This window comes from Acidobacterium sp. S8 (assembly GCF_009765985.1).
Lineage (GTDB): Bacteria > Acidobacteriota > Terriglobia > Terriglobales > Acidobacteriaceae > Alloacidobacterium.
In genome coordinates, this window is sequence record NZ_LMUM01000002.1 from 1 (window position 1) to 20,728 (window position 20,728).

Annotated in this window: 18 protein-coding genes; 9 read left to right on the forward strand and 9 right to left on the reverse strand. The window is 54.8% G+C overall.

The window, feature by feature from the left end:
* Positions 1-648: 648 nt before the first annotated feature.
* On the forward strand, positions 649-1,305 hold the full coding sequence (locus GSQ86_RS00110) for a UdgX family uracil-DNA binding protein (protein ID WP_158747929.1): 657 nt from the start codon (positions 649-651) through the stop codon (positions 1,303-1,305).
* A 14-nt stretch (positions 1,306-1,319) separates the two neighbouring features.
* On the opposite strand, the gene GSQ86_RS00115 is transcribed toward GSQ86_RS00110, so the two are convergent.
* On the reverse strand, positions 1,320-3,416 hold the full coding sequence (locus GSQ86_RS00115; RefSeq protein WP_216840955.1) for a PQQ-binding-like beta-propeller repeat protein: 2,097 nt from the start codon (positions 3,414-3,416) through the stop codon (positions 1,320-1,322).
* Between the two features lie 161 nt (positions 3,417-3,577).
* Here GSQ86_RS00115 and GSQ86_RS00120 point away from each other — a divergent pair, with 161 nt between their 5' ends.
* A complete protein-coding gene (locus tag GSQ86_RS00120; protein WP_158747930.1) occupies positions 3,578-3,976 on the forward strand; it encodes a cytochrome c in 399 nt (132 codons plus the stop codon).
* 3 nt (positions 3,977-3,979) lie between these two features.
* Here GSQ86_RS00120 and GSQ86_RS00125 read toward each other — a convergent pair whose 3' ends face one another.
* Positions 3,980-4,960, reverse strand: a complete 981-nt coding sequence (locus GSQ86_RS00125) for an aldo/keto reductase (RefSeq protein ID WP_158747931.1) — start codon at positions 4,958-4,960, stop codon at positions 3,980-3,982.
* Between the two features lie 45 nt (positions 4,961-5,005).
* Positions 5,006-6,052: an aminopeptidase gene (locus GSQ86_RS00130; protein ID WP_158747932.1), complete on the reverse strand. Its 1,047-nt coding sequence runs from the start codon at positions 6,050-6,052 to the stop codon at positions 5,006-5,008.
* Positions 6,053-6,324: 272 nt separating this feature from the next.
* On the opposite strand from GSQ86_RS00130, the gene GSQ86_RS00135 reads away from it, so the two are divergent.
* Entirely contained in the window at positions 6,325-6,885 is a 561-nt protein-coding gene (locus GSQ86_RS00135) for a hypothetical protein (protein WP_158747933.1), read from the forward strand.
* Positions 6,885-7,343, forward strand: coding sequence for a hypothetical protein (locus GSQ86_RS00140; RefSeq protein ID WP_158747934.1), 459 nt, complete (start codon positions 6,885-6,887; stop codon positions 7,341-7,343). The genes GSQ86_RS00135 and GSQ86_RS00140 overlap by 1 nt, the downstream gene beginning before the upstream one ends.
* Positions 7,344-7,413: 70 nt before the next feature.
* Here GSQ86_RS00140 and GSQ86_RS00145 read toward each other — a convergent pair whose 3' ends face one another.
* The 6 genes from GSQ86_RS00145 to GSQ86_RS00170 form a co-directional block, all read right to left on the reverse strand.
* Positions 7,414-9,021 carry a tannase/feruloyl esterase family alpha/beta hydrolase gene (locus GSQ86_RS00145; RefSeq protein ID WP_158747935.1) on the reverse strand — a complete coding sequence of 536 codons (1,608 nt, stop codon included), beginning with the start codon at positions 9,019-9,021 and terminating at the stop codon, positions 7,414-7,416.
* Positions 9,022-9,258: 237 nt separating this feature from the next.
* Entirely contained in the window at positions 9,259-10,365 is a 1,107-nt protein-coding gene (locus GSQ86_RS00150; RefSeq protein WP_158747936.1) for a carboxylate-amine ligase, read from the reverse strand.
* A 96-nt stretch (positions 10,366-10,461) separates the two neighbouring features.
* On the reverse strand, positions 10,462-11,472 hold the full coding sequence (locus GSQ86_RS00155; RefSeq protein ID WP_158747937.1) for a RimK family alpha-L-glutamate ligase: 1,011 nt from the start codon (positions 11,470-11,472) through the stop codon (positions 10,462-10,464).
* A gap of 113 nt (positions 11,473-11,585) precedes the next feature.
* Entirely contained in the window at positions 11,586-12,911 is a 1,326-nt protein-coding gene (locus GSQ86_RS00160) for a TROVE domain-containing protein (RefSeq protein ID WP_158747938.1), read from the reverse strand.
* Between the two features lie 91 nt (positions 12,912-13,002).
* Positions 13,003-13,317, reverse strand: a complete 315-nt coding sequence (locus tag GSQ86_RS00165; protein ID WP_158747939.1) for a hypothetical protein — start codon at positions 13,315-13,317, stop codon at positions 13,003-13,005.
* Positions 13,318-13,842: 525 nt separating this feature from the next.
* Positions 13,843-14,553: an esterase family protein gene (locus GSQ86_RS00170; RefSeq protein WP_158747940.1), complete on the reverse strand. Its 711-nt coding sequence runs from the start codon at positions 14,551-14,553 to the stop codon at positions 13,843-13,845.
* Positions 14,554-14,624: 71 nt separating this feature from the next.
* Between GSQ86_RS00170 and GSQ86_RS00175 the strand changes: the two genes are divergently transcribed.
* From GSQ86_RS00175 to GSQ86_RS00195, 5 genes are all read left to right on the forward strand, one after another.
* The gene (locus GSQ86_RS00175) at positions 14,625-15,482 is read left to right on the forward strand and encodes an alpha/beta hydrolase (RefSeq protein ID WP_158747941.1); all 858 of its coding nucleotides are present in this window, start codon (positions 14,625-14,627) and stop codon (positions 15,480-15,482) included.
* A gap of 71 nt (positions 15,483-15,553) precedes the next feature.
* On the forward strand, positions 15,554-17,005 hold the full coding sequence (locus GSQ86_RS00180) for a TolC family protein (RefSeq protein ID WP_158747942.1): 1,452 nt from the start codon (positions 15,554-15,556) through the stop codon (positions 17,003-17,005).
* Positions 17,006-17,027: 22 nt separating this feature from the next.
* Complete coding sequence (locus tag GSQ86_RS00185) at positions 17,028-17,300, forward strand: YtcA family lipoprotein (protein WP_254062034.1); 273 nt, start codon at positions 17,028-17,030, stop codon at positions 17,298-17,300.
* Positions 17,301-17,312: 12 nt separating this feature from the next.
* Positions 17,313-18,548 carry an efflux RND transporter periplasmic adaptor subunit gene (locus tag GSQ86_RS00190; protein WP_158747943.1) on the forward strand — a complete coding sequence of 412 codons (1,236 nt, stop codon included), beginning with the start codon at positions 17,313-17,315 and terminating at the stop codon, positions 18,546-18,548.
* Between the two features lies 1 nt (position 18,549).
* Positions 18,550-20,664 (forward strand): FUSC family protein, encoded by a 2,115-nt coding sequence (locus GSQ86_RS00195; protein WP_158747944.1) that lies wholly within the window; start codon positions 18,550-18,552, stop codon positions 20,662-20,664.
* Positions 20,665-20,728 lie beyond the last annotated feature (64 nt).

Below are 20,728 nucleotides of genomic sequence, written 5' to 3' on the forward strand. Positions count from 1 at the left end.
CCGGCAGACCGGGACCGTCACGATCAGCTGACCTTCGACATCATCAGCCCACCACCGAACCGGAGCCGACCAGCTCCGGTTTCCTTTGCTCCACAATACCCGGCAATCGCTCAGAATTGGCCTACAACAAGTCGAGGGGCTGTCTGGCAGGCAAACTCACGTCTACGCACCTAACAGCCCCATGAAAAACCATCCCCCAAATGTCACCTCGATGTCACCTCCCAGCCCTTCAGAAGCGGAACCGAGCCATGCATGGGAAATGACATGCGTGATTATTCAGCTATTTACAACGGCATACGCCACGATAAAGCTGCTTTCGGTAGGTTCGAATCCTCTCTCCCCGACCATTCTTTTTTGCAACTCACCTTCTGACCATCCTTACCATCCTCAGATCATTTGAATTTCCGCTATCTGACTTTTCGATAGTCCGCCGAGCGACTTTCTAACAGCAGATCTCATGATGCGTTGATGGATTCATCTGCACCAGTAGAGCCGCATAGCGATACATCAGTCATTCGTAGCGTATGATCCCCCACTACCTAGGCTTTCTTTTAATCACTATTCCGCATCCGAAACGCTAGGACATCGGGGCAGCACTCGAATCTGCTCTCGAAAGAGCAACGCAATTTTAGAGTCAGTGAAATTATCATGCCGACAAAGACGCCGGGGTCATCAGCGCGGAATTTTCTGCCAGAGCAACGGGATCTCGAATCCTTAAAAATCGCGTCCCAGCACTGCAAGGGCTGCGATCTTTATCTCAGAGGTACGCAGACTGTTTTCGGCGAAGGCCGCAAATCTTCGGCGATCCTGTTTGTCGGTGAGCAGCCGGGCGACCAGGAAGATCTGGCCGGAAAACCCTTCGTCGGGCCTGCCGGCCGATTGCTCGACGCCTGCATGGAAGAAGCCGGCATTGACCGAAATGCGGCTTATGTTACCAACGTCGTTAAGCACTTCAAGTGGGAACCGCGGGGTAAGCGGCGTATCCACAAAAAACCGAGCGTCCGGGAGGTAACGGCCTGTCGTCCCTGGCTGGATGCGGAAATCAAGGCAGTACGACCTAAGATGATTGTGTGCCTGGGAGCAACCGCGGCTCAGTCGCTGTTGGGATCAAGCTTTCGCGTGACACTGCACCGTGGAGAAGCGATGGAGGTTGCCGGATATCCTCCGATTGTGGCAACTGTACATCCGTCGTCGATTCTCCGCGCACGAACCGATGAAGATAGAGACCGGGAGCGAGCACTTTTTGTTGCCGACCTGGCAAACGTAGCAAAGACTCTAGCGAAATTGGTTAGACGCCGAGACTAAGCCACTGACCACTCTCATTTTGGCAGGGCGAAGGCAACATACATACCGCCGGATGGCGATTTCAGATCTTTACCACCTCCGGCCGCGATGACTACATACTGCCTGCCATTCATCTCGTAAGTCGCGGGAGTGGCATTCCCGGCAAACGGCAACGCCGCCTGCCAAAGCAGTTTTCCAGTGGTCTTGTCGAAGGCGCGAATCTGTTTGTCGTAGCTTGTAGCTGCGATAAATACCAACCCACCTGCGGTGATTACAGGACCGCCGTAATTTTCCGAACCGGTGTTCGCCATACCTTTGGCTGCAAGCTCCGGATATTCGCCCAGCGGAATCTTCCAGACATATTTGCCGGTATTCAGATCGATTGCGTTAAGCGTACCCCATGGCGGCGCGATAGCAGGGTATCCATCGGGATCGACAAATTTACGGTAGCCAGTGAAGCGGTATTTCTCCTCCGGCGCGCTGGCACTCTCCATTTCTCTTCGATCGCTAGTACCTCCGTGAAGCAGATAACCCATGAGGGCATCGAGCTGCTTATCGGAAAATTGTGGAAAGCCCGGCATCCTTCCCTGTCCGTGTTCAATGGTGTTGCGCATTTTCTCCTGGGTGAATCGATTTCCAATATCGATAAGAGAAGGATAAGCAGGTGGCGAGCCAGCACGATTGTCACCGTGGCAAATACTGCATTGCTGCTGATAGATTGCCTGTCCGCCCTGCTGTGCTGGCTTGTTCTCGATCAGGCCGCCAGTCCACGCCATCTCGTTCGCATTCACATAAAGAATGCCAGTCTCAGGATCGACCGCGGGGCCTCCCCATTCAGCGCCGCCATCGTAACCGGGGAAGACAACGGTCTGACGATCAAGACTGGACGGTACGAACTGACCTTCGCTGCGATAGGTGCGGAATTCACGCAGAGCCCAGGCGTGCGCTTCCGGCGTGCGCGTGGTAAGCATATCTTCGGTGAGTTGCTGCCGAGCATAAGGAGCAGGAAGCGTGGGCAGCGACTGCATTTCGGCTGCTGTCTCGCCCGGGATTGTGCTCGCTGGGTATTTTCGGGATTCGATGGGAAAGAGCGGCTCCCCATTGATGCGATTGAAGAGATAAACCCATCCCTGCTTGCTGGTTTGTGCGACGGCATCTATCTTCTTGCCATTGCGACTGACAGTGACAAGCGCGGGCGGCGAGGGAAAGTCACGGTCCCATAGATCATGGTGCACTGCCTGAAAATGCCAGAGCCTCTTGCCGGTTTCAGCGTCGAGCGCGAGCAAGGAGTTTGCAAAAAGATCGTCGCCGATCCGGTCGCCACCGTAAAAGTCGAAGGCCGCAGAACCCGTAGGCACGTAAACGATACCGCGCTTCGCATCGATCGCCATGCCCGCCCAGTTATTCGCAGCACCGCTATGCTGCCACGCATCTTTTGGCCAGGTTTCTGTGCCATATTCTCCGGGATGTGGAATGGTATGGAAGGACCAGCGCAGCTTACCGCTGCGGACATCGTAGGCGCGGATGTCTCCCGGTGGCGCCGGTAGCGTCTCCGGCTCACGACCGCCCACGATGATCAGGTCTTTGTAGATAATGCCAGGACTAGTCAGCGAAATCGAAACGGAGGATGGATCGCGCCCCAGATCTTCCCGAAGATCAATCCGACCATTTGTTCCAAATGACGAAATCGGCTGCCCTGTTTTCGCATCCAGTGCGTAAAGAAAGTTCATGACACCGGCGAGGATGCGACCGCTTTGCCCATCGGTCCAGAAAGCCAGTCCTCGTGCAGGCTGCGTTCCGACAACACCGCTGTCGAACTTCCATAGCAGCTTGCCGGTACCTGCATCGAGCGCAATTACTTTCTGCGAGGGTGTGTAAGTGTAAAGAACTCCACCTACGATGATAGGGCTCGATTGCATGCCACCCTTCTCGCCAGTGTCAAAGGTCCAGGCGACCTGTAGGTGTTGCACGTTTGTCCGGTTGATTTGCGCCAGGGGCGAGTAGTGGTCTTGTGCAGGCTGTCCGCCATAAACAGGCCATTGTTTCATTTCAGGTTGAGTGGAGCTGACCTGGCCTTTGGCAGACAAAACGGACGCTGCAAGCATAGCTGCAAGGAAAACAGTTTTCATCATTGAACTTGTGTGGCTTTAACGCTGGAAACCAGTAGACTGTGCGCGAACTTTTTATGTCAAGGGAGCACCCGAAATACTTCTTTTCTTTTCCTTCGCTTGCGGAGTAGCATCCTTGCGCATTCTCATGCAAGGCTGAACTGTTCTCTGCCTGGAGGCTCATCATGTCCCTACTTGTTCTTCTTTCTGCGCCCTTTCTAGCGGCTGCTCTTCTTCAACCCGCGCAAACACAAGCACCCACAGCTCCGGCTGCCCCAGCCACCACGCAGGCCAACCCAGTGAAACCTACTCCTGAATCGCAGGCGCATGCCAAGAAAATATGGAACTATGACTGCTCCATGTGCCACGGAGAAAAGGGCGATGGCAAAGGCGATGTCGCTGACCAGATGAAACTAACTATGCGCGATTACACCAAGCCTGACAGCCTCAAGGACATGACTGACGGCCAGATCTTCGACATAATTAAAAACGGAAAGGGTCAGATGCCGGGCGAAGAAGGCCGTGCCAAGCCGGACGACATCTGGAACCTCATCATTCTCATCCACAGTATGTCAAAAAAATAAAGCTCAGCTCTTGAGAAATGTTTCGAGTCTGGCAGCCTCTTTGTCATTCAGCCGGAACGTAGCCGCGGGTAGCACGCCGTCGATCTGGTCGGGACGACGTGCGCCCACGATCGCGGCAGTAATCGCAGGATGCCGCAGCGTCCAGGCGATGGCGACGACGCCCGGCTCAACGTTATGCTCATCGCCGATTTCGCGCAGCAGTTCCACCAGCTTGAGATTTTTCGAAAGCTTCGGCTCGTTGAAATTCGGACTGCGTTTGCGCCAGTCGTCCTCGGGCAAATTGTGGATGCGCTCTGCCGTCATCTTGCCGGTGAGCAAGCCGGAGACCATCGGCGAGTAGTTGATGACGCCGATATTGTTCTGTTCACAGAATGGCAGAATCTCCGTCTCGATATCTCGGCGCAACAGCGAATACGGCGGCTGCAAAGAAGTAATCGGCGCAATCTTCTGAATGCGTTTCATCTGTGCCACATTGAAGTTGGATACTCCGATATAGCGCACCTTCCCTTCTTCCTGAAAGCGCGCCAGGGTCTCCCATCCTTCTTCGATCTCATCTTCCGGATTCGGCCAGTGAATCTGATAAAGATCGATCGTATCGACGCGTAAGCGGCGCAGCGATTCCTCAATCTCCTCCTGGAGCGAACCTGCCTTCAGGCTGCGGTAGATCCGGCGGTCGGGGAACCAGCGCATAGAAGACTTGGTAAACACATATGGCTTATGCGATGAGTTTTTGAGCGCCTTTGCCACTACTTCTTCCGAGTGGCCGAGCCCATAGATGGCCGCCGTATCGATCCAGTTGATGCCGCTGTCCAGCGCTCGCTCGATAGTCTTAACCGATTCGTCATCGTCCTGCGCACCCCAGGCGAACTCCCAGTTGCCACCACCGATAGCCCACGCTCCATAGCCGATTGGGGTGAGATGAAGGTCGGAGTTGCCGAGTTGACGGATTTCAAACTTTGCCGGGGAAGAATTCTGTGTAGCCATAAGACTTAGGATGCCACGACAGGATAAATCGCTCCACAATCACTGTTAAGCTTCGATGAGGAATTGGCCGTCCCGCATAATCTGCTCCTCTTCCACCCAGATATTGAAGCGGAGACCGACGACGTCAATATGCGTAGTCGAGGTCCACTGGGCGCCGGTGTGTTCACCGTAGGGATTGCCGAATGCAATGTGTATCCCCGGAAATTTCTCGTCCTGCAAAATGTTGCCGATCATTTGTTTGACACCGATATTTGTACCGATCGCAAACTCGCCCACCCGGTCGGAGTTTTCGTCCGTATGCGTATAGGCCCAGAAATCGTCCCGCAATTGTTGATTTGCGGAATGACAGTCGACGATGCGATTGCCCTTGATCTCAATAGTCAACGGCGTAGCCTCGAGTAGTCCGTAACGGAAACAGAGATAATCACCCACGACTCCATCCACGACGAAGCTTCCATTCACTTCGCCGGGTGTTGTGAAAATTTCTCCGCCAGGAAGATTGCCCCACTTTTCGCGCGAGATGATGCCCGAAGTTTTGAGCCATTTGTACTCTGGATTCATTTCAGCGCGGATATCTGTTCCGGCTGCTGTCGTTGCGCGAATATAGCTGGCGCTTCGCACCTTTTCGATGATCTTTTGGCTAAGTCGGTCAACAAGCTGGAAATCAGCGCGCATACCCTCGCACATGATTTGCGGTGTGATATTTACCATGTGCGCATGGCGCATGTGCCGGCGATTTACTATCTCGGTCATCTGCATGCGAGAGCGCAATTCATTCGACTGTACCTGTACCGCAAAGATGCTGACATCCGAGCTCTCCATATCTTCGAGCACTGCACTCGGCATGCCTTTCAGGGGTCGTGGCGCTAGTTCTTCAAGAACAAATACATTCCAGCGACAGCCATTTTTCTCAAGCTCTTCCGCGATAGCCGCTGCGATGGGCACTGTCTCGCGATCGGTGATGAGCGTGACTTTTTCCTGAGGCTGAATACGAAGGCAAGCGGAGACAGCAGCGTGAGCACCGGGCACAAATTCAGCTGGGTACGACGTGCGAAGGAGAGCCTGGGATTGCGGTGGCAATGAGTCCGTCATTTCTGAAGCATCCCGCCTTGTCTGAGCTTCCAACCAGCCTATCGGAAAACTGCCGAAGTGGCGCCATCAGAAATCTGATAGATAAAAATATTTCCCGGATCAGCGCGTGAACTCTCGTCAAGCCCGGCAGCTGCCGTGCTGAAAACAGTACTCTTGCGCATCTTTCTCTGATCTGGTTTCGGAAACGCAGAAGTACGCGTTCGCCTTCAGACCGTCAGACGGGTGCAACACCGCGCGATATGGCGGCATCACTTTTAATATCAGGAGAGAGCATGGATCCCAAACTCATTATCGTAATCGCCGTGGTGATCGTGGCTCTGCTCGTCGGGATCTGGGCGGTGATGCGGAACAGGCGGCACCGCACGGTGGTCTTGCAGCAAAGCTTCGGTCCTGAATATGACCGCGTGGTGAAGGAGCAGGGCCCCGGCCGTGCGGAGATAATCCTAGAAGCAAGACAGAAGCGGGTGGAGAAATTCCATCTTCGTAGTCTTACCGTGGATGAACGCGAGCGCTTCATCAGTTCTTGGCGTTCTGTGCAATCACGTTTCGTAGATGATCCTGCAGGCGCAGTTGGCGAGGCTGATTTGCTGGTGACTCAATTAATGCAACTGCGTGGCTATCCCATGAGCGACTTTGATCAGCGCGCAGAGGACATTTCGGTTCACTATCCACGCGTTGTGGATAACTATCGAGCGGCTCGCGAAGTGGCTTTGCGGCATCAGCGCGGCGAGGCGACAACGGAAGATTTGCGCAACTCGATGATTTATTACCGTTCGCTCTTTGACGAGTTGTTGGAAACCAACACAGTACCCGTAAAACGAGAGGTGGCATAATGGCAGAGCTGAAACGACAGGAAGAAGACTTCTTTATGGATGATCCCGTCGAGACATCTGAGAATAATCAGCAACGAATCTATGCGGACGGCCAGGCAACCCTCAATGTGAATGCGCCGGTAAGCGGTGCTCCCATAGATCGCGCGCCCATTCCGTTTCCCGGACAAAATGTTTCATCTACTGACTTCTCTACTCCGCTATTCTCATCTTCTGAAGTTGAGGATCTACGTGGAAGATGGGGCGGGGTACAAGCTGGCTTTGTAGATGAACCGCGCCGCGCTGTGCAGGAAGCAGATCAACTGGTGGAAACAGTGGTCGAACAGCTCATCGCGAGCTTTGCAGGTGTACGCTCAGGATTGGAAAAGCAGTGGTCCGAAGGTGCGGACGTATCCACCGAGGAGTTGCGACTCGCTTTGCAGCAATATCGTTCTTTCTTCAGTCGCCTTCTGAGTATTTGATCTATTGCGAGCGCGGCGTCCCTAAATACCGCGCTCATAAATCATCCTTACCTACTCAACAAGTACTGCTTTATTTACATGTAAATGATCCAGCAAGTTTCTTGTTCCCGCTTCCAGCGTAGCTTGCTGACTGTGGATACGGACAAAGTGGACGTGTCATCTCTATTTTCGGCTTCGCTGTGCCTGTTTCACTTTCCAGATATTTCGTCGCGATAATGTTGGCTGGCGCGCTGCTGTCTTCTGTCCAATGAACCAATGCAGCGAATATATCGTGCTGCGGGTCATTTCTGGGCGCAGCTTCGTCCTGCCCAAATACCGTAGCTCCGGGGCCACCTCCGCAATGTTGCATTCCTGGAACCATGTAAAGGCGCAGCGATGCATCAGCTGTTTGATTTCCAACGGACTCAACCACGCTGTTGTAGTAATTGACGGTATTGAGTGGCGATATACCAGGATCGTTCCAACCGTGGTAAAAAATCAACTTCCCATGCGAGAGAAATGGTTTCAGGTCTGGATTCATTGCATCGAGTAGGTCTCCGGTCTTCTCATAGGCCAGCTTGAGTGCGTCATTGATATTGACATTCTTGGAGCTCCAATTTGCATCGTCGTACACCATGTTGGCGAAATACCCGGTGACAAAAAACGTGCCTGAGCTCTTTCCCTCCTCCGATCCCGTGATCCACGTGGCCCAGCCTCCGCGTCCTTCCTCGGCACCGGGCAAAGCCCCAGGAAAGATCAGTTTTCCCGTATCGTCATGCGTACCGGCATAAATCGCCTTCAGCGAGACGACTTGCGGCGCCGTCAAACAGGCATCCGATTCCTTGTCTTTACAGAGAAATACAGAAGGATCGAAGTGACACTCACGCGGATCGTTCAAAACGCCGTCGGCAACACCGTCCAGGGCGTCACACTTTGTCAGAACCGCTTTACTGATTGCCGGAATTTTTGCAGGGGGAATGTAACCCGGTCCATCGAGGACTTGCAGCAGCTTAAGCCCGCTGGTCAGCATGGGTGCCCACGCATTTGCAGGTGCTCCGGCAATAATACCGTCGTAATCGGCAGGAAAGCGCTGAGCTTCCATCAGCGCCTGCCTCCCGCCGTTGGAGCAGCTGGCGAAATACGAGCGTTTAGGGGCATCGCCATAAAACGCCTTTGTAATTGTTTTTGAATCTTCGGTCATCAGATGAACGGCGCGATAGCCGTAGTCAATCACTTTTTCAGGATGGCCTAGCGCCCACTGCGCGCCCTCCGTCGAATGTCCCGTATCGGTGCTCGCCGCGGCATAGCCCTGAGTGACAGCGGCAGCCAAACCCGAATAAGCAATGTATCCGGCAAATCCCCCGTTACCCAAGCCGCGAAATCGACCATTCCATCCCTTGGCCGGCAGCCAAACCTCAACCTTGATTTCCGAGTCTGCCGTCGGGGTCAACGTCGCGCGTACCCGGCAGAACACCGGCACGTTCTTATAAAGCGCAGGTACTTTTTCCCCAGGCTTGAGATTGGGCGGAATAAAGGTGCCAGCGGCCACAGACTCTGTAGCGGCGATTTTCCCATCGGAAAGCGTGACATTTTTTAGACTCGAACAGCTTCGTCCGGGCCCAACTGTATCAGCGGCAAAAGCGCTGGTGGCGAACAAGAAAACTGCAGGCAGGATCACAAGGAATGAGCGAAAACGCATGGCCGCTAGCGTCGCAGAATATCAGTGGCGTGGCAAGTAAAATTCCGCTCTCGTTACTCCGCTCTTGCAGTCATCCCGGAACCGGTCTTGCTGCATCTTTATCTTTAGTGAGGCGCAGATCGAATCTCTTTTGCTCGGTTTTCATCGGGCTGGCAGGGGCGCGGGTTTCGCGATTTCCTCCGCTTGTCGCCGGCGTAGGAGAATCGCGACAGCCGGCGGACCTCCCAATCTTTATTTTTAGAAAAGTCCTACCTGCGTCTCTTCTGCCATGTAATCAACAACTGCTTTCAGATCGTTAGTCTCTTCGAATTTGCGCAGCTGGCGATCAGCTCCTGTGCCCATCTCAAGAATTTTGCGGATATAAGCAATATCCTGATGACTGTCCAGTTCGTCGACGACATCGGCGATGAAGTCGAGGTATTCGAGAATCAAAGCGCGTTCATCGACCTCCATCTCCTTGCCGAAATCAATCAGCTTACCATCGAGTCCGTAGCGAACGGCGCGCCATTTATTCTCCATGACCAGGGCGCGAGAATACTGCCGGTAATCCTGATTATGCGAATGCAGTTGATGCAGCTTAGCCGCTGTAGCCTGTATCAGCGCAGCGATGGCCAGCGTTTCTTCTGCCCGCATGGGCAGATCGCAGATACGAACTTCAATCGTATTGAAAAAGGGATGAGGCCGAACGTCCCACCAGATTTTTTTTGCGTTATCTAGGCAGTTTGTTTTGATGAGCAAATTGACAAAGCCTTCGAATTCCGCATAGCTCGAAAAGGTATCCGGAATATTGGTACGCGGAAATTTATCGAAGACCTTCGCGCGATAGCTCTTCAGGCCCGTTTTCATCCCGCGCCAAAAGGGCGAGTTTGTTGAAAGCGCGAGAATGTGCGGCAGGAAATAGCGCATTGAATTCATCAAGCGGATCGCCGCTTCGCGGTCTTCTATGCCGACATGTACGTGAAGCCCGAAAATGAGGTTGGCACGCGCCACGTACTGCAGGTCTTCCACGACACGCATGTAGCGGGCGTCCGGATAAATTTCCTGTGCGCGCCAATCGGCAAACGGATGGGTCGCGCCTGCCACCAGCAGCAGGTTGTGCTCTCGCGCAAGTCCGATCATCTGGCGCCGCAGATCGAAAAGATCCTCGCGCGCTTCCTTGACCGTTTTGCAAATCATCGTGCCGACTTCAACGACAGACTGGTGCATCTCCGCTTTGACGCGTTCGGCGAGCCTGCGCTTGCCCTTCGCCAGCATCTCTGTCGCTATGTGCGAGCGCAAGTCGCGCGTTACTGGATCGACGGTCTGATATTCCTCTTCGATACCGATTGTGAATGAGGGCTTCATAGGCTACGCATCGCTCTTATCCATTTCGACTCCCTGCACACTCCAATGCTGGTGGAAGTGTAGACGCTTTTCGCGGAAAGATGCACCGGCGATCTACTAGGAAGATTTCGCGTCTTTCAATGCCTTCTTTTTCGCCGTGGCCTTCTTTTTGGATTTCTTCTTATCTAAATCTTTCGCCGCAGCACTGAGAAATGCTCCCCAATGGAATTCAGACGCCTTGGGCGATCCCTGGGCCTTCTTCACCGCCAAATCGGCTACAGTTTGTACAATCCACTCAAAATTTTCCTGACCAACCGAGTGCAGGTCGGCATCCGGCGCTGGATTCATGAAATCGATCGCATACGGAATACCGTCTTCCACCGCAAATTCAACCGTATTCAAGTCATAGCCCAGCGCCCTGCACAACGTTAGCGAATCTTTCTCAACCCGTTTTAGTAATTTCTTGTCATAGTCCGGCGGATCAAGCAAATACCGCTCATGGTGCGGACGCCGTGGATCATAAGGCATGACGTGGACCTTTTCCTGACCAACGACATAGCAGCGGAAGTATTCGTTAAATTTCACGGCTCCCTGCAGGGTCATGCAGAGGTCACGGCTCTGATCGTAAGCGCGGAAGAATTCTTCGCGGTTGTGAACATGATGCACGTCACGCCAGCCGCCTCCATCCACAGGCTTCAGGAAAGAGGGGAAGCCTACATAGTCGAAGATCGCGTCCCAGTTCAGCGGGTATTCCAGATTCCGCATCGAGCGCTCGGTCGTCCCCGGCGGGTAGTGTTTATGTGGCAGAACGACTGTTGGGGGCACTGCGACGCCAAGCTTTGCCGCCAGCGAATAGTTGAAAAACTTGTCATCCGCTGACCACCAGAATGGATTGTTAATGACTGCAGTTCCATTCAGGACCGCATGCTTGAGATAAGCGCGATAGAACGGAATATCGTGGGAGATGCGATCCACGATTACAGAATAATCCGGAGGCTTATCAAGCCGCACTCCGCCCAATTCCACGAATTCCGCAGAAATGCCCTCCAGATTCATTGAGTTGATTCTTTCCACCAGAGCACCCGGAAAGGTGTTTTCCATTCCGAAGAGAACGCCGATCTTTTTCATATCTGCAGCCTCGCTGGAGCGACTCTCATCGTCACCTTAGCTGAGAGAAAGGCTGCATGCAAAGAAAAGATTAGAAAAGACGGGAAACGAGCGTTTTTCGCCCGTTTCCCTGCCTAAGCATCCGCCTCGACAGAACGGATGTATTCAATGACGGCCTCACTCCAGCCATCGATGTGCGTCCACGCGCCATAGCCCACTCCATTGCGGTGGCTGGCTACGTTGACTACGTAACCGCGTCCATACTTCGACGCAGGCACGCGGTCGTAAGACTGCTCATCTGTGATCACGATGATGCGGTCGCCGCGGTCGCGCATTTCGTTCAGCGCGCGGCCTAGTTGCGTGCTCCCGTGCGGCTGGCTGTGCGCAATAGCATCGCGTAAGGCGAAGCCACGGCGCGCCGGCACTGCGCGAAGAGCATCCGAAAAGGTGTAAATACTCACATCTTCGGCAGTCTCGCGCAGCAACACGGCAAGCCCAGCGGCAGCATCCATACGCAGCATTTCGGAGCGACCAGAAAGCTTCGCATCCATGCTGCCGGAAACATCGACAAGCAAAATCGTCCTGCCTGTGAGACGCTTCTGCCCACTAAGGCTTGCGAACATCGCCTGCTCGATCCACGACTCCCACTGCGGAGCATGCCGCGCTGCAGCGATGAAGCGGAACGGCAGCACGCGCTCGACACGAACCACCTCGAGTGCATAACGCACCAGCTCCGGCTCAACGCCCGCAACCTGCATATTACGCAGGTTGCGAAGCAGCGCGAGTGCACCGAGGCGATTCTCCATCAGCATCGACTCCCATACTTCACGCTTGTGTTCGCCGCGCGAGAGGCGCACCTCCCACGTCTCAGGAGAAGGCAGCGTGCCCTCGACAAGCTGACGCCATATAAACGCCTGTTCCGCCGTGAGCGGCTTGGCGTGTGTGAGAAAGAGCACGTCGCGCAGCTTCACTGCACCTGCCCGGTCATACTTCGCCAGAGCATACGCATCGAAGCGTGTAAAGGCTGCGGCCATCCCCTTCTTCACCTGCGCCGACAAAGGCTGGCGGCCATCCTTCCAGTAAATGGCAAGGAACTCCGATAGCTCATCGGCACGCTGAATGACGCGAGCCAGCGTTTCGGCTACCAGTCCGCGATGCGTCGCATGGCGGGCCATCTCACGGACCAGCAACAGGGGAGCATGGCGCAACTTCATCCTCTCGCGCGCTTCGATGGCCAACGCCGCAACCGTCACCGCTTCCACCTGAGGAACAAGCGCAGCGATCCGCTCGGCGATGGTTTTACCATCTTCGTAAAACTGGTCCTCCCACAACATACAAGCCAAGACGGAGCGGCGCAACTGCGCTTCTGCGCTGATCACGACAGCGGGCGCGCCCTCATGCGTACGCAGGGACGTTCCGCTGAACCCGAGATGACTAAGTTTTAAAATATTCAGGCGCATGGTGCGCCTCCCTTTCAAGATGCCCGCTGATTGCTGCCCTGTTCGCAGTCCGGCATCTTATAAAAGGCCGGAACAGAGTCAAACGATATGGCTACTCACTGTCTTCCTCGATCTTGCTGACGATGACAGTCGCGTCGCCAAAGCCTGCGCGTGGATTGCTCTTCTTCACGTCGATGACGAAGGCTATCTTTTCCATCTCGTAGAGCGTCGGAGTGAGCTTGCAGAGGTAATCGCTGCAATCTCTTACTGCAAACGGCACCAGACGCGGAGCCTCGTAGTGAAAGCCGCAACGAATTTCCTCTTCGCTCTCGGAGTAGCCCAGCTGAACGTGCGCGTGGCGGCAGGTGCGGCAGAGCGACTCCTGACCGACAGCTGTGCCATTGCGCACAGTAAGGCTGATGCTCATGGCGTGTCTCCTTCACACGGTTCGGGGTTTAAGGTCGAAAGCAGGACCAAAAACGCTGTTAGTTATTGCATCTCCACTGGAGATGTGGTTCGCGCCAGGGAAAATCGTATGCGGGCTATGCGGAGTCGAACCGCACCCTTGCGGGTTTCCAGACAAGAAGTATCCGCACACTACACCACTGGCGCATGACTGCAATGCGAGGGAACGGTCGCTATTTGCGGAGTAGGTGTGTCAAGACGAAGTATCCGCGTGCTACACCACTCGCGATTGCAGGTGATTATTTATTGAGATCGGTTATCCGGACTCGGCAGAGGAACAACGCGCTGCGCTTAGACAGCGGTTGCGAGCAGAGGCCAGGACGAGCCGACGCGATCAATCGCTGGCTGCATCTGGTAACCGAATTGGAAGATGGTATTCATTGGCTTCCTCTGCTTGAGATACAGTGCCACAGGCGCAGGGAGATTTCAAGTGGAAATGCAAATAATTTTTGAATGTAACTATTACGGATACGAATAGGGGCAGCTCTTAAAGGTAGGTATTCATCATATGCGCCCATGTCGGCCAATCATGGCTATTCCACGTATCCCAGATGTAGAGATTGTGCGAAATCCTCTTTTCCCCGAGCAGCCGTGACAGATACTGGTTTTGACCCAGACAATGATCGTCCCATCCGGTAGCTAGAGCATAGGTATTCCGCCGATAGCGATCGAGATACCATGAATCCGACAAATTGGGCACGTAATGCGTGGGGGTATGGAAGTACACGTCGTTGTCATAATAGCCATGCAAAAAACCCGTCTGGTCAAAAGCGCCGCTCATTGATAGAAATCCGGTGAACTGGTCAGGGTGCCGCAACGCGATATCCACAGCATGAAAGCCGCCGAAGCTGCAACCGAGGCTGATGAGATGCGGATCGCGATTCTTGAGGCGCACCAGCGGAAGCACCTCCTCCATCACATAGCTCTCATACTGCACGTGCCGGGCAATACGCCAGCGCGGAGGCACATTCCGGTTGTACCAGCTCTCGCCATCCACACTGTCCAGGCAATAAAGCTGCAGTTCGCCACTCTCGACTTTATGCGCGATGGCGCCGACCAGACCGCGATCTTCAAACTCGTAAAAACGGCCCTGCGATGTAGGAAAAACGATCGCGGGTACGCCAGAATGGCCGAAGACCAGCAATTCCATGTCACGGCCAAGCCGCCAGGACCACCATTTATGGTATTCGCGATTCATCGTCTACTCACGTCCTGATACTGTAACAATACGGGAAGCGCGCATCTCAAGGCGAGGTCAAGCGGCGCTCGATGAAGAAACGTAGAGGAACCAGCGACAAGTTGGCAACAGAAATTCCAGATATCTCAACAATCGGTCCGATCATTGCGACGGCAACGCAGCCCGCACGCGTGACTCTGCACCCACGGTTTCACAGTCGCTTCCTGCCCAGCGACCGCGATATCACCGTGTATGTCCCTCGGCAATACGAAGAGCAGCCGGATAGGCATTTCCCCGTCCTTTATATGCACGACGGGCAGAACCTCTTCGATCCTTCTACCTCCTTCGTTCCCGGACGCACATGGCGCGTCGCGGAGACAGCTGACAACCTCATAAGCATCGGACAGTCGACGCCCCTCATCGTGGTTGGTATCGCCAATACAGGCGAGCACCGATTGGGAGAATATACGCACACTCCTGATCTGAAAAAGAATGGCGGCCAGGCCGATAAATACGGCAGACTTATCACCGAAGAGCTGATGCCTTTCATCCATAGTCGCTACCGCACGCTTTCGGGCAGTGAAAATACTGGAATGGCCGGATCGTCTCTTGGCGGCCTCGTGACGCTCTACCTGGGTCTTCGCTATCCGGATACCTTCGGCAGGCTCGGCATATTCTCGCCATCGGTCTGGTGGAATCACAAGAGCATCCTCGGCTACGTAAACGAGACCCGGCTTGAACATCGGCCGCGAATCTGGCTCGATGTCGGCGACATGGAAGGGCATCGCACGCTCGCTGACGCAGATCTTCTCGAACGGCGCCTGAAAGCAAACGGATGGCGGCCGGAAATCGACCTGCACTATGAACGTGTTGCTGGTGGCACACACGACGAAGCAGCCTGGGCCGAGCGGGTCGCTCCTATGTTGCGTTTTTTGTTCCCTCTTTCCTGAGATCCGCCGAGTTATTCATTGTTCCCCGCCCTCAATTGCCGCAAAATGAAGACGTCCTTTTTTCGATCCGAATGGCTCATCGTTTCCGGAAGATCGCAGCGATTTTCATCCTCTGTTCCAGCACACTGCCCTTCCACGGACAAAGCGCTCCCCCGTCTCCAAACAAGTCCTGGCATGACCCTGCCGAAGACGGTCTGACAAAGCAGCTGTCTTCTCTTCCTGAAGCGAAATACGACTTCGATCCGGAAAAAACCTATACCTTAGCCGAACTGGTCGATCTCGCAGAACAGCATAATCCCGAAACGCGGTTCGCCTGGCAGCAGGCGAAGACACGTGCAGCCGCTCTGGGTATAGCGCGGAGCGCCCTCTATCCAACGATTGCCGCGCTCGCTGTAGCCAACACGACACGCGTGCGTGTACTCTTGAATTCCGCATTTTATCGGCAGACCTACGGCTCGTTCTCTCCCGAGATTCATCTCGAATACCTGATCTTCGATTTCGGTGGACGAAGTGGCGCCATTGATACCGCGAAAGCAAATCTGCTGGCGGCCGATCTTGCTTTCAACGACACCCACCTGAAGATCATCTTCCAGGTCACATCCGCTTACTACCGCCTGTTAAACGCAATCGGCTTGCGCACAGCAGCAGAAATCAGCTTGAAAAATGCGCAGGCCGTAGAAGAAGATGCGCAGGCCAGGCTCGATCATGGCCTGGCCACAAAACCGGACTTGCTCGAGGCCACGGCTTCAACCGCGCAGGCACAGTACGATCTGCAATCTGCCATCGGCTCAGAAGAAATCGCCAGCGGAACACTGGCGACTGTCTTAGGCTTGCGACCCGACACCATCCTGCGCGTGCAAAATGTCGACGATCTGAAGATGCCCGGCGAACTTGCTGAGTCTCTCGATGCGGCCATCGACCGTGCTTTCCAGCAGCGTCCCGACTTAAAGCAACAGGTCGCTCGACTGCGGGCAGCCGACGCAACTATCAAGCAGGCGCGCTCAACATATTTTCCGTCGTTGAGCTTTAACGGAAACGGCGGTCTTAGCCATCAATATGGGCAACAGGATCAGGACTCGATCCTGCCGCCGGCTTACGCCACTGGAGAAATTTGGGATGTAAGTCTTGGCCTGAAGTGGACTCTGTTTGACGGAACACGCCGCGAGCACGAAATCGCTCAGGCCAAAGCTGAGAGGGCTGCGACACAGGCGGAAATCGATTCACTTCGCGACGAAATTGCCGATCAGGTATGGGCGGCATACTCCAACGTGAGAACCGCGTTCCGCCAGCAACAGGCGGCGGCGGCCCTGGTGGCTTCAGCCGATCAATCGTATTCGGCGGCACGGGAGTCCTACGGTTACGGTGTTCGCAATCTTCTCGACGTCGTAGCGGCGCAAAAGACTCTGGCCCAAGCCAGCGCAGAAGATGTGACTGCACGCACTCAATTATTGTTGCAGGTAGCCAACCTGGCATTTCGCACTGGCGATCTGCTTGCCGTACAACCGGCGAAAACTGGACCGTGATGGAGAAGAGAGGAAGACATTCGTGATCGCATTGCGTAAGCGAAGCGCGGCCATTGCAATTTCAGCCCTATTTGCCCTCCTTTGCGGATGCGGACGCGCGCCGTCATTCGATATACTCGGATCCTTTTTCCCTGCATGGCTCTTTTGTATCGCCGCAGGAATGCTGCTTGCGGCGGTGGCGTACTGGTTTTTTGTACGTCTGCAACTCGATAAGCAGATTAAGCCTACTATTCTTGTCTATCCCTGCATCGCTGCTTTCTTTGCTTTTACTCTCTGGCTGATTTTCTTCAGCTGAACTGAGGAATCTATGGCGCTCATCGAAACCGAAGAACAACGCCGCAGCGCCGGACGCTTTATCAGCCTCGCGTCTGTCCTATGCGCACTGATTACCGGCCTCCTGGTCATACATGCAACCAACAATAATCCACGGACTGACGACGCTGAGGTCTTTGCCAATTTCATCGGTGTGGCGCCGGTCGTAAGCGGTCCGATCATGAAGCTGAATGTCACTGACAATCAGCTGGTCAAACAGGGCGATTTGCTCTTCGATATCGATGAGCGGCCTTATGCATACGCGTTAGCACAAGCCAGATCCGATCGCTCTTCGCTCGAAGGCCGCATCGTCGACGAAAGTCGCACCATTGCGTCACAAGGCAGTGCTGTAGATGTAGCCAGGGCGAGCGCCCGCAGCGCGGAAGCAAACGTTGCCCGCGCGGCAGCCGCCGTCGATGAGGCGAAGGCTGATGTCGCCAACGCAAAAGCGGCGGTCGATCGTGCCGATGCTGAGCTGGCCTATGCCACCAACAATCTGCACCGCATTGAGCCGTTGCTGGCCAAGCAGTTCGTCACCGTAGACCAGATCGATCAGGCCCGCACTTTGCAGACCACGCGACAGCAGGCATCGCATCAGGCCCGCTCACAGCTTGCGTTATCCCAGGCCCGGCTCGAATCCGCAAATGCCCAATATCTACAGGCTCAGGCAATGCTCGAGCAGAGCCACCAGCAGGTACAGCAGGCTGCGCACGCCGTTACGACACTCGAACCTCTGACAGCGCAGCGCCCCGGCAGGAGTTCTGCCATCGACTTGGCACAATACAATTTCGAAAACTGCCGCTACATCGCGCCTTTTGATGGCCGCGTGACGAATCTCACCATCTCAGAGGGTGCATACGCTCACACAGGCCAACAGGTCTTTACGCTGATTGACACACGCACATGGTGGGTCGTCGCTAATTTCCGCGAAACCCAACTTCATCGCATCCGTCCTGGGATGAAGGCCGATGTCTATGTCCTGTCCCGCCCGAACATCCGTTTTTCCGGCGTGGTAGACAGCATCGGCTTTGGCGTGACACCCGACGCGGACATCGTTGGCCGCCTTTCGCAGGGGTTGCCCGATGTACAACGCACGCTCAACTGGGTGCACCTCGCTTCACGCTTCCCCGTGCGCGTCCGGATTGAAGCTGGTCCGAACGATATCTTCCGCCTCAGCGAATCAGCTGTCGTGATCATTCGCGGATCCGAAGCGCCTGCCACACGGAATTAGTATGGCCACAGCCACCGTTTCGCGCACGGACACTCGCACCTTTACCGCATGGTTTGCCGACTTCCTCAAAAGCGAGCTCGCGCCCTATCCCGGGCGGACCATTATGGTAGGACGGATGGTGATTGCCGCAACCATCACCATGATTCTTATCATGACCTTTCGCATCCCGGGCGGAGCGACTGGGCCACTCTATGCATTCCTCATCTCGCGCGAAAACCTTGGCTCGACCGCGAAATCCAGCTTCTACCTCCTCATCGCACTGGCACTCACCACCGTCTTCGTTCCCATCGGCGCGAGAATGTTCGCATCTACTCCGGAGACTCACTTTTTCTGGGAAGCAGCCAGCCTCTTCCTCATATTCTTTCTCATTCGCACGCTGACCAATTACACCATCGCCAGCGCCATCGGCCTGATTGGCACGAGCGCCATCGCGACGTGGTATCTCACCGGACCAGCAGAGCTCAACGTTGAGAGAACGCTGTGGCAGATATTGTCTCCTGCTGTCGGCGCGGCCGTTACCATCGTCGTCGAAGCGGTGTTTCATGCCTTTCACAGGGAAGACGAATTGATCACAGGCCTGAGGGTGAGGCTCGATGCGATGCAGCAACTGTTAATCTGCTACTCCGCTCGCGTTTCAGTATCGAGCGAAGTAGAACGCGAGCTGACGCAATACGCCATGGTCGGCGTGGGAGGATTGCGCAGACAACTCACGCGATCGAATTATCAGCCGCTCTATCGTGCTCAGATGCAGGCCGTTGTTTCTCTTGTTGGTCGCTCAATCGATTTCGCCGCCGCACTCATTCATGCACACCCGCAGATCTCTGCAGCCGACAGCCAGCTCGCCTCGTCCCTGGTACAACAATTGGCGGAAATTCAGAAGTGCCTGTTTACACATTGCAGTCCATCCCTCACCGAGGTCACAACACCTTCCGGCGCCACCTCTCTTTTGCGAGAGATGGAACAGATGGTTGCCCTCATTCCTCGCGTCATCGAAGGCACCGCATCCATCGAATCGTTCCGTATTCTCGCCCACGAGCCGGTCAGCGAAACTCCCGTTCTCGTTCGAGATGCATTTACGAATCCTGAGCACTTGCGCTTTGCACTAAGCGGATGCGTTGCCGGAATGCTGTGTTACATTCTTTACGTTTCGCTGGCATGGCCGGGGCTCTCCACTTCGGTCACCACATGCGTGTTGACGGCTCTCTCCACTGTCGGAGCTTCCCGTCAAAAGCAGATTCTGCGCATTGCTGGAGCGGTTATCGGCGGATTTATTTTCGGGCTTGGCGCTCAAATCTTCATCCTTCCCTACATTGACTCCATCACCGGATTTACGCTTCTCTTTGCAGGCGTTTCCATCGTCGCAGCCTGGATCGGCACTGCAAGCGCCCGCCTCTCCTATTGCGGACTGCAGATCGCATTGGCTTTCTATCTGATTCATGTAAATGACTTCACCATCCAGCTCTCGCTCTCGATTGCGCGTGACCGCGCACTTGGTGTCCTGCTGGGTATCGCGATGATGTGGCTCGTCTTCGATCGCCTGCAGCCCACGAGCGCGACTGGCGAAATGGTAGGAACATTTTCTAAAAACCTCCGCCTGCTCGCCGCGTTGACATTGCTCAACGCGCGCGAGCACAGCGCAGCAAGCATTATCACTATCCGTGGCCTTCGCGATCGAATCGCCACCAACTTTGCCACGGTGAACGCGCAGGCGGATGGCGTTCCTTTTGAATTGGGAGCCTTACGCAGCCAGCACATGGCTGCGCGCGACCGTATTCGCCGCTGGCAGGCCATGCTCAGAACTTTCTACATGCTCGAGCTGGCCCTGTTGCAATACCGCGCTTTCGCAACCGCCGAGAAGCCCTCTGAGGAAACGGTGGCGTGGCTCGAGGATTTCGATCAGTCCACTGCACGCGCGTTGGTCCAGATGGCTGACTATCTCGACATGCAGAATAGCCAGGAAATTCGCCCCCATTTGGAAATTGAGCGCCCCACTCCCATTTCCGGGCATGACACTGCAGTCAGAAACAGCAGTCTCTCCATGGCCAATGAGCTCGCGTCCATTCTCGCGCGGCTCCGTGATGAGATGCTCGCCACCCCGCTGTTCGCTCCCGAATAATGTCCAAGTAAGATAGAGTCTTGCAGCATGTTGCTACTCCGCGGCTTAATTCCCATGTTCATAA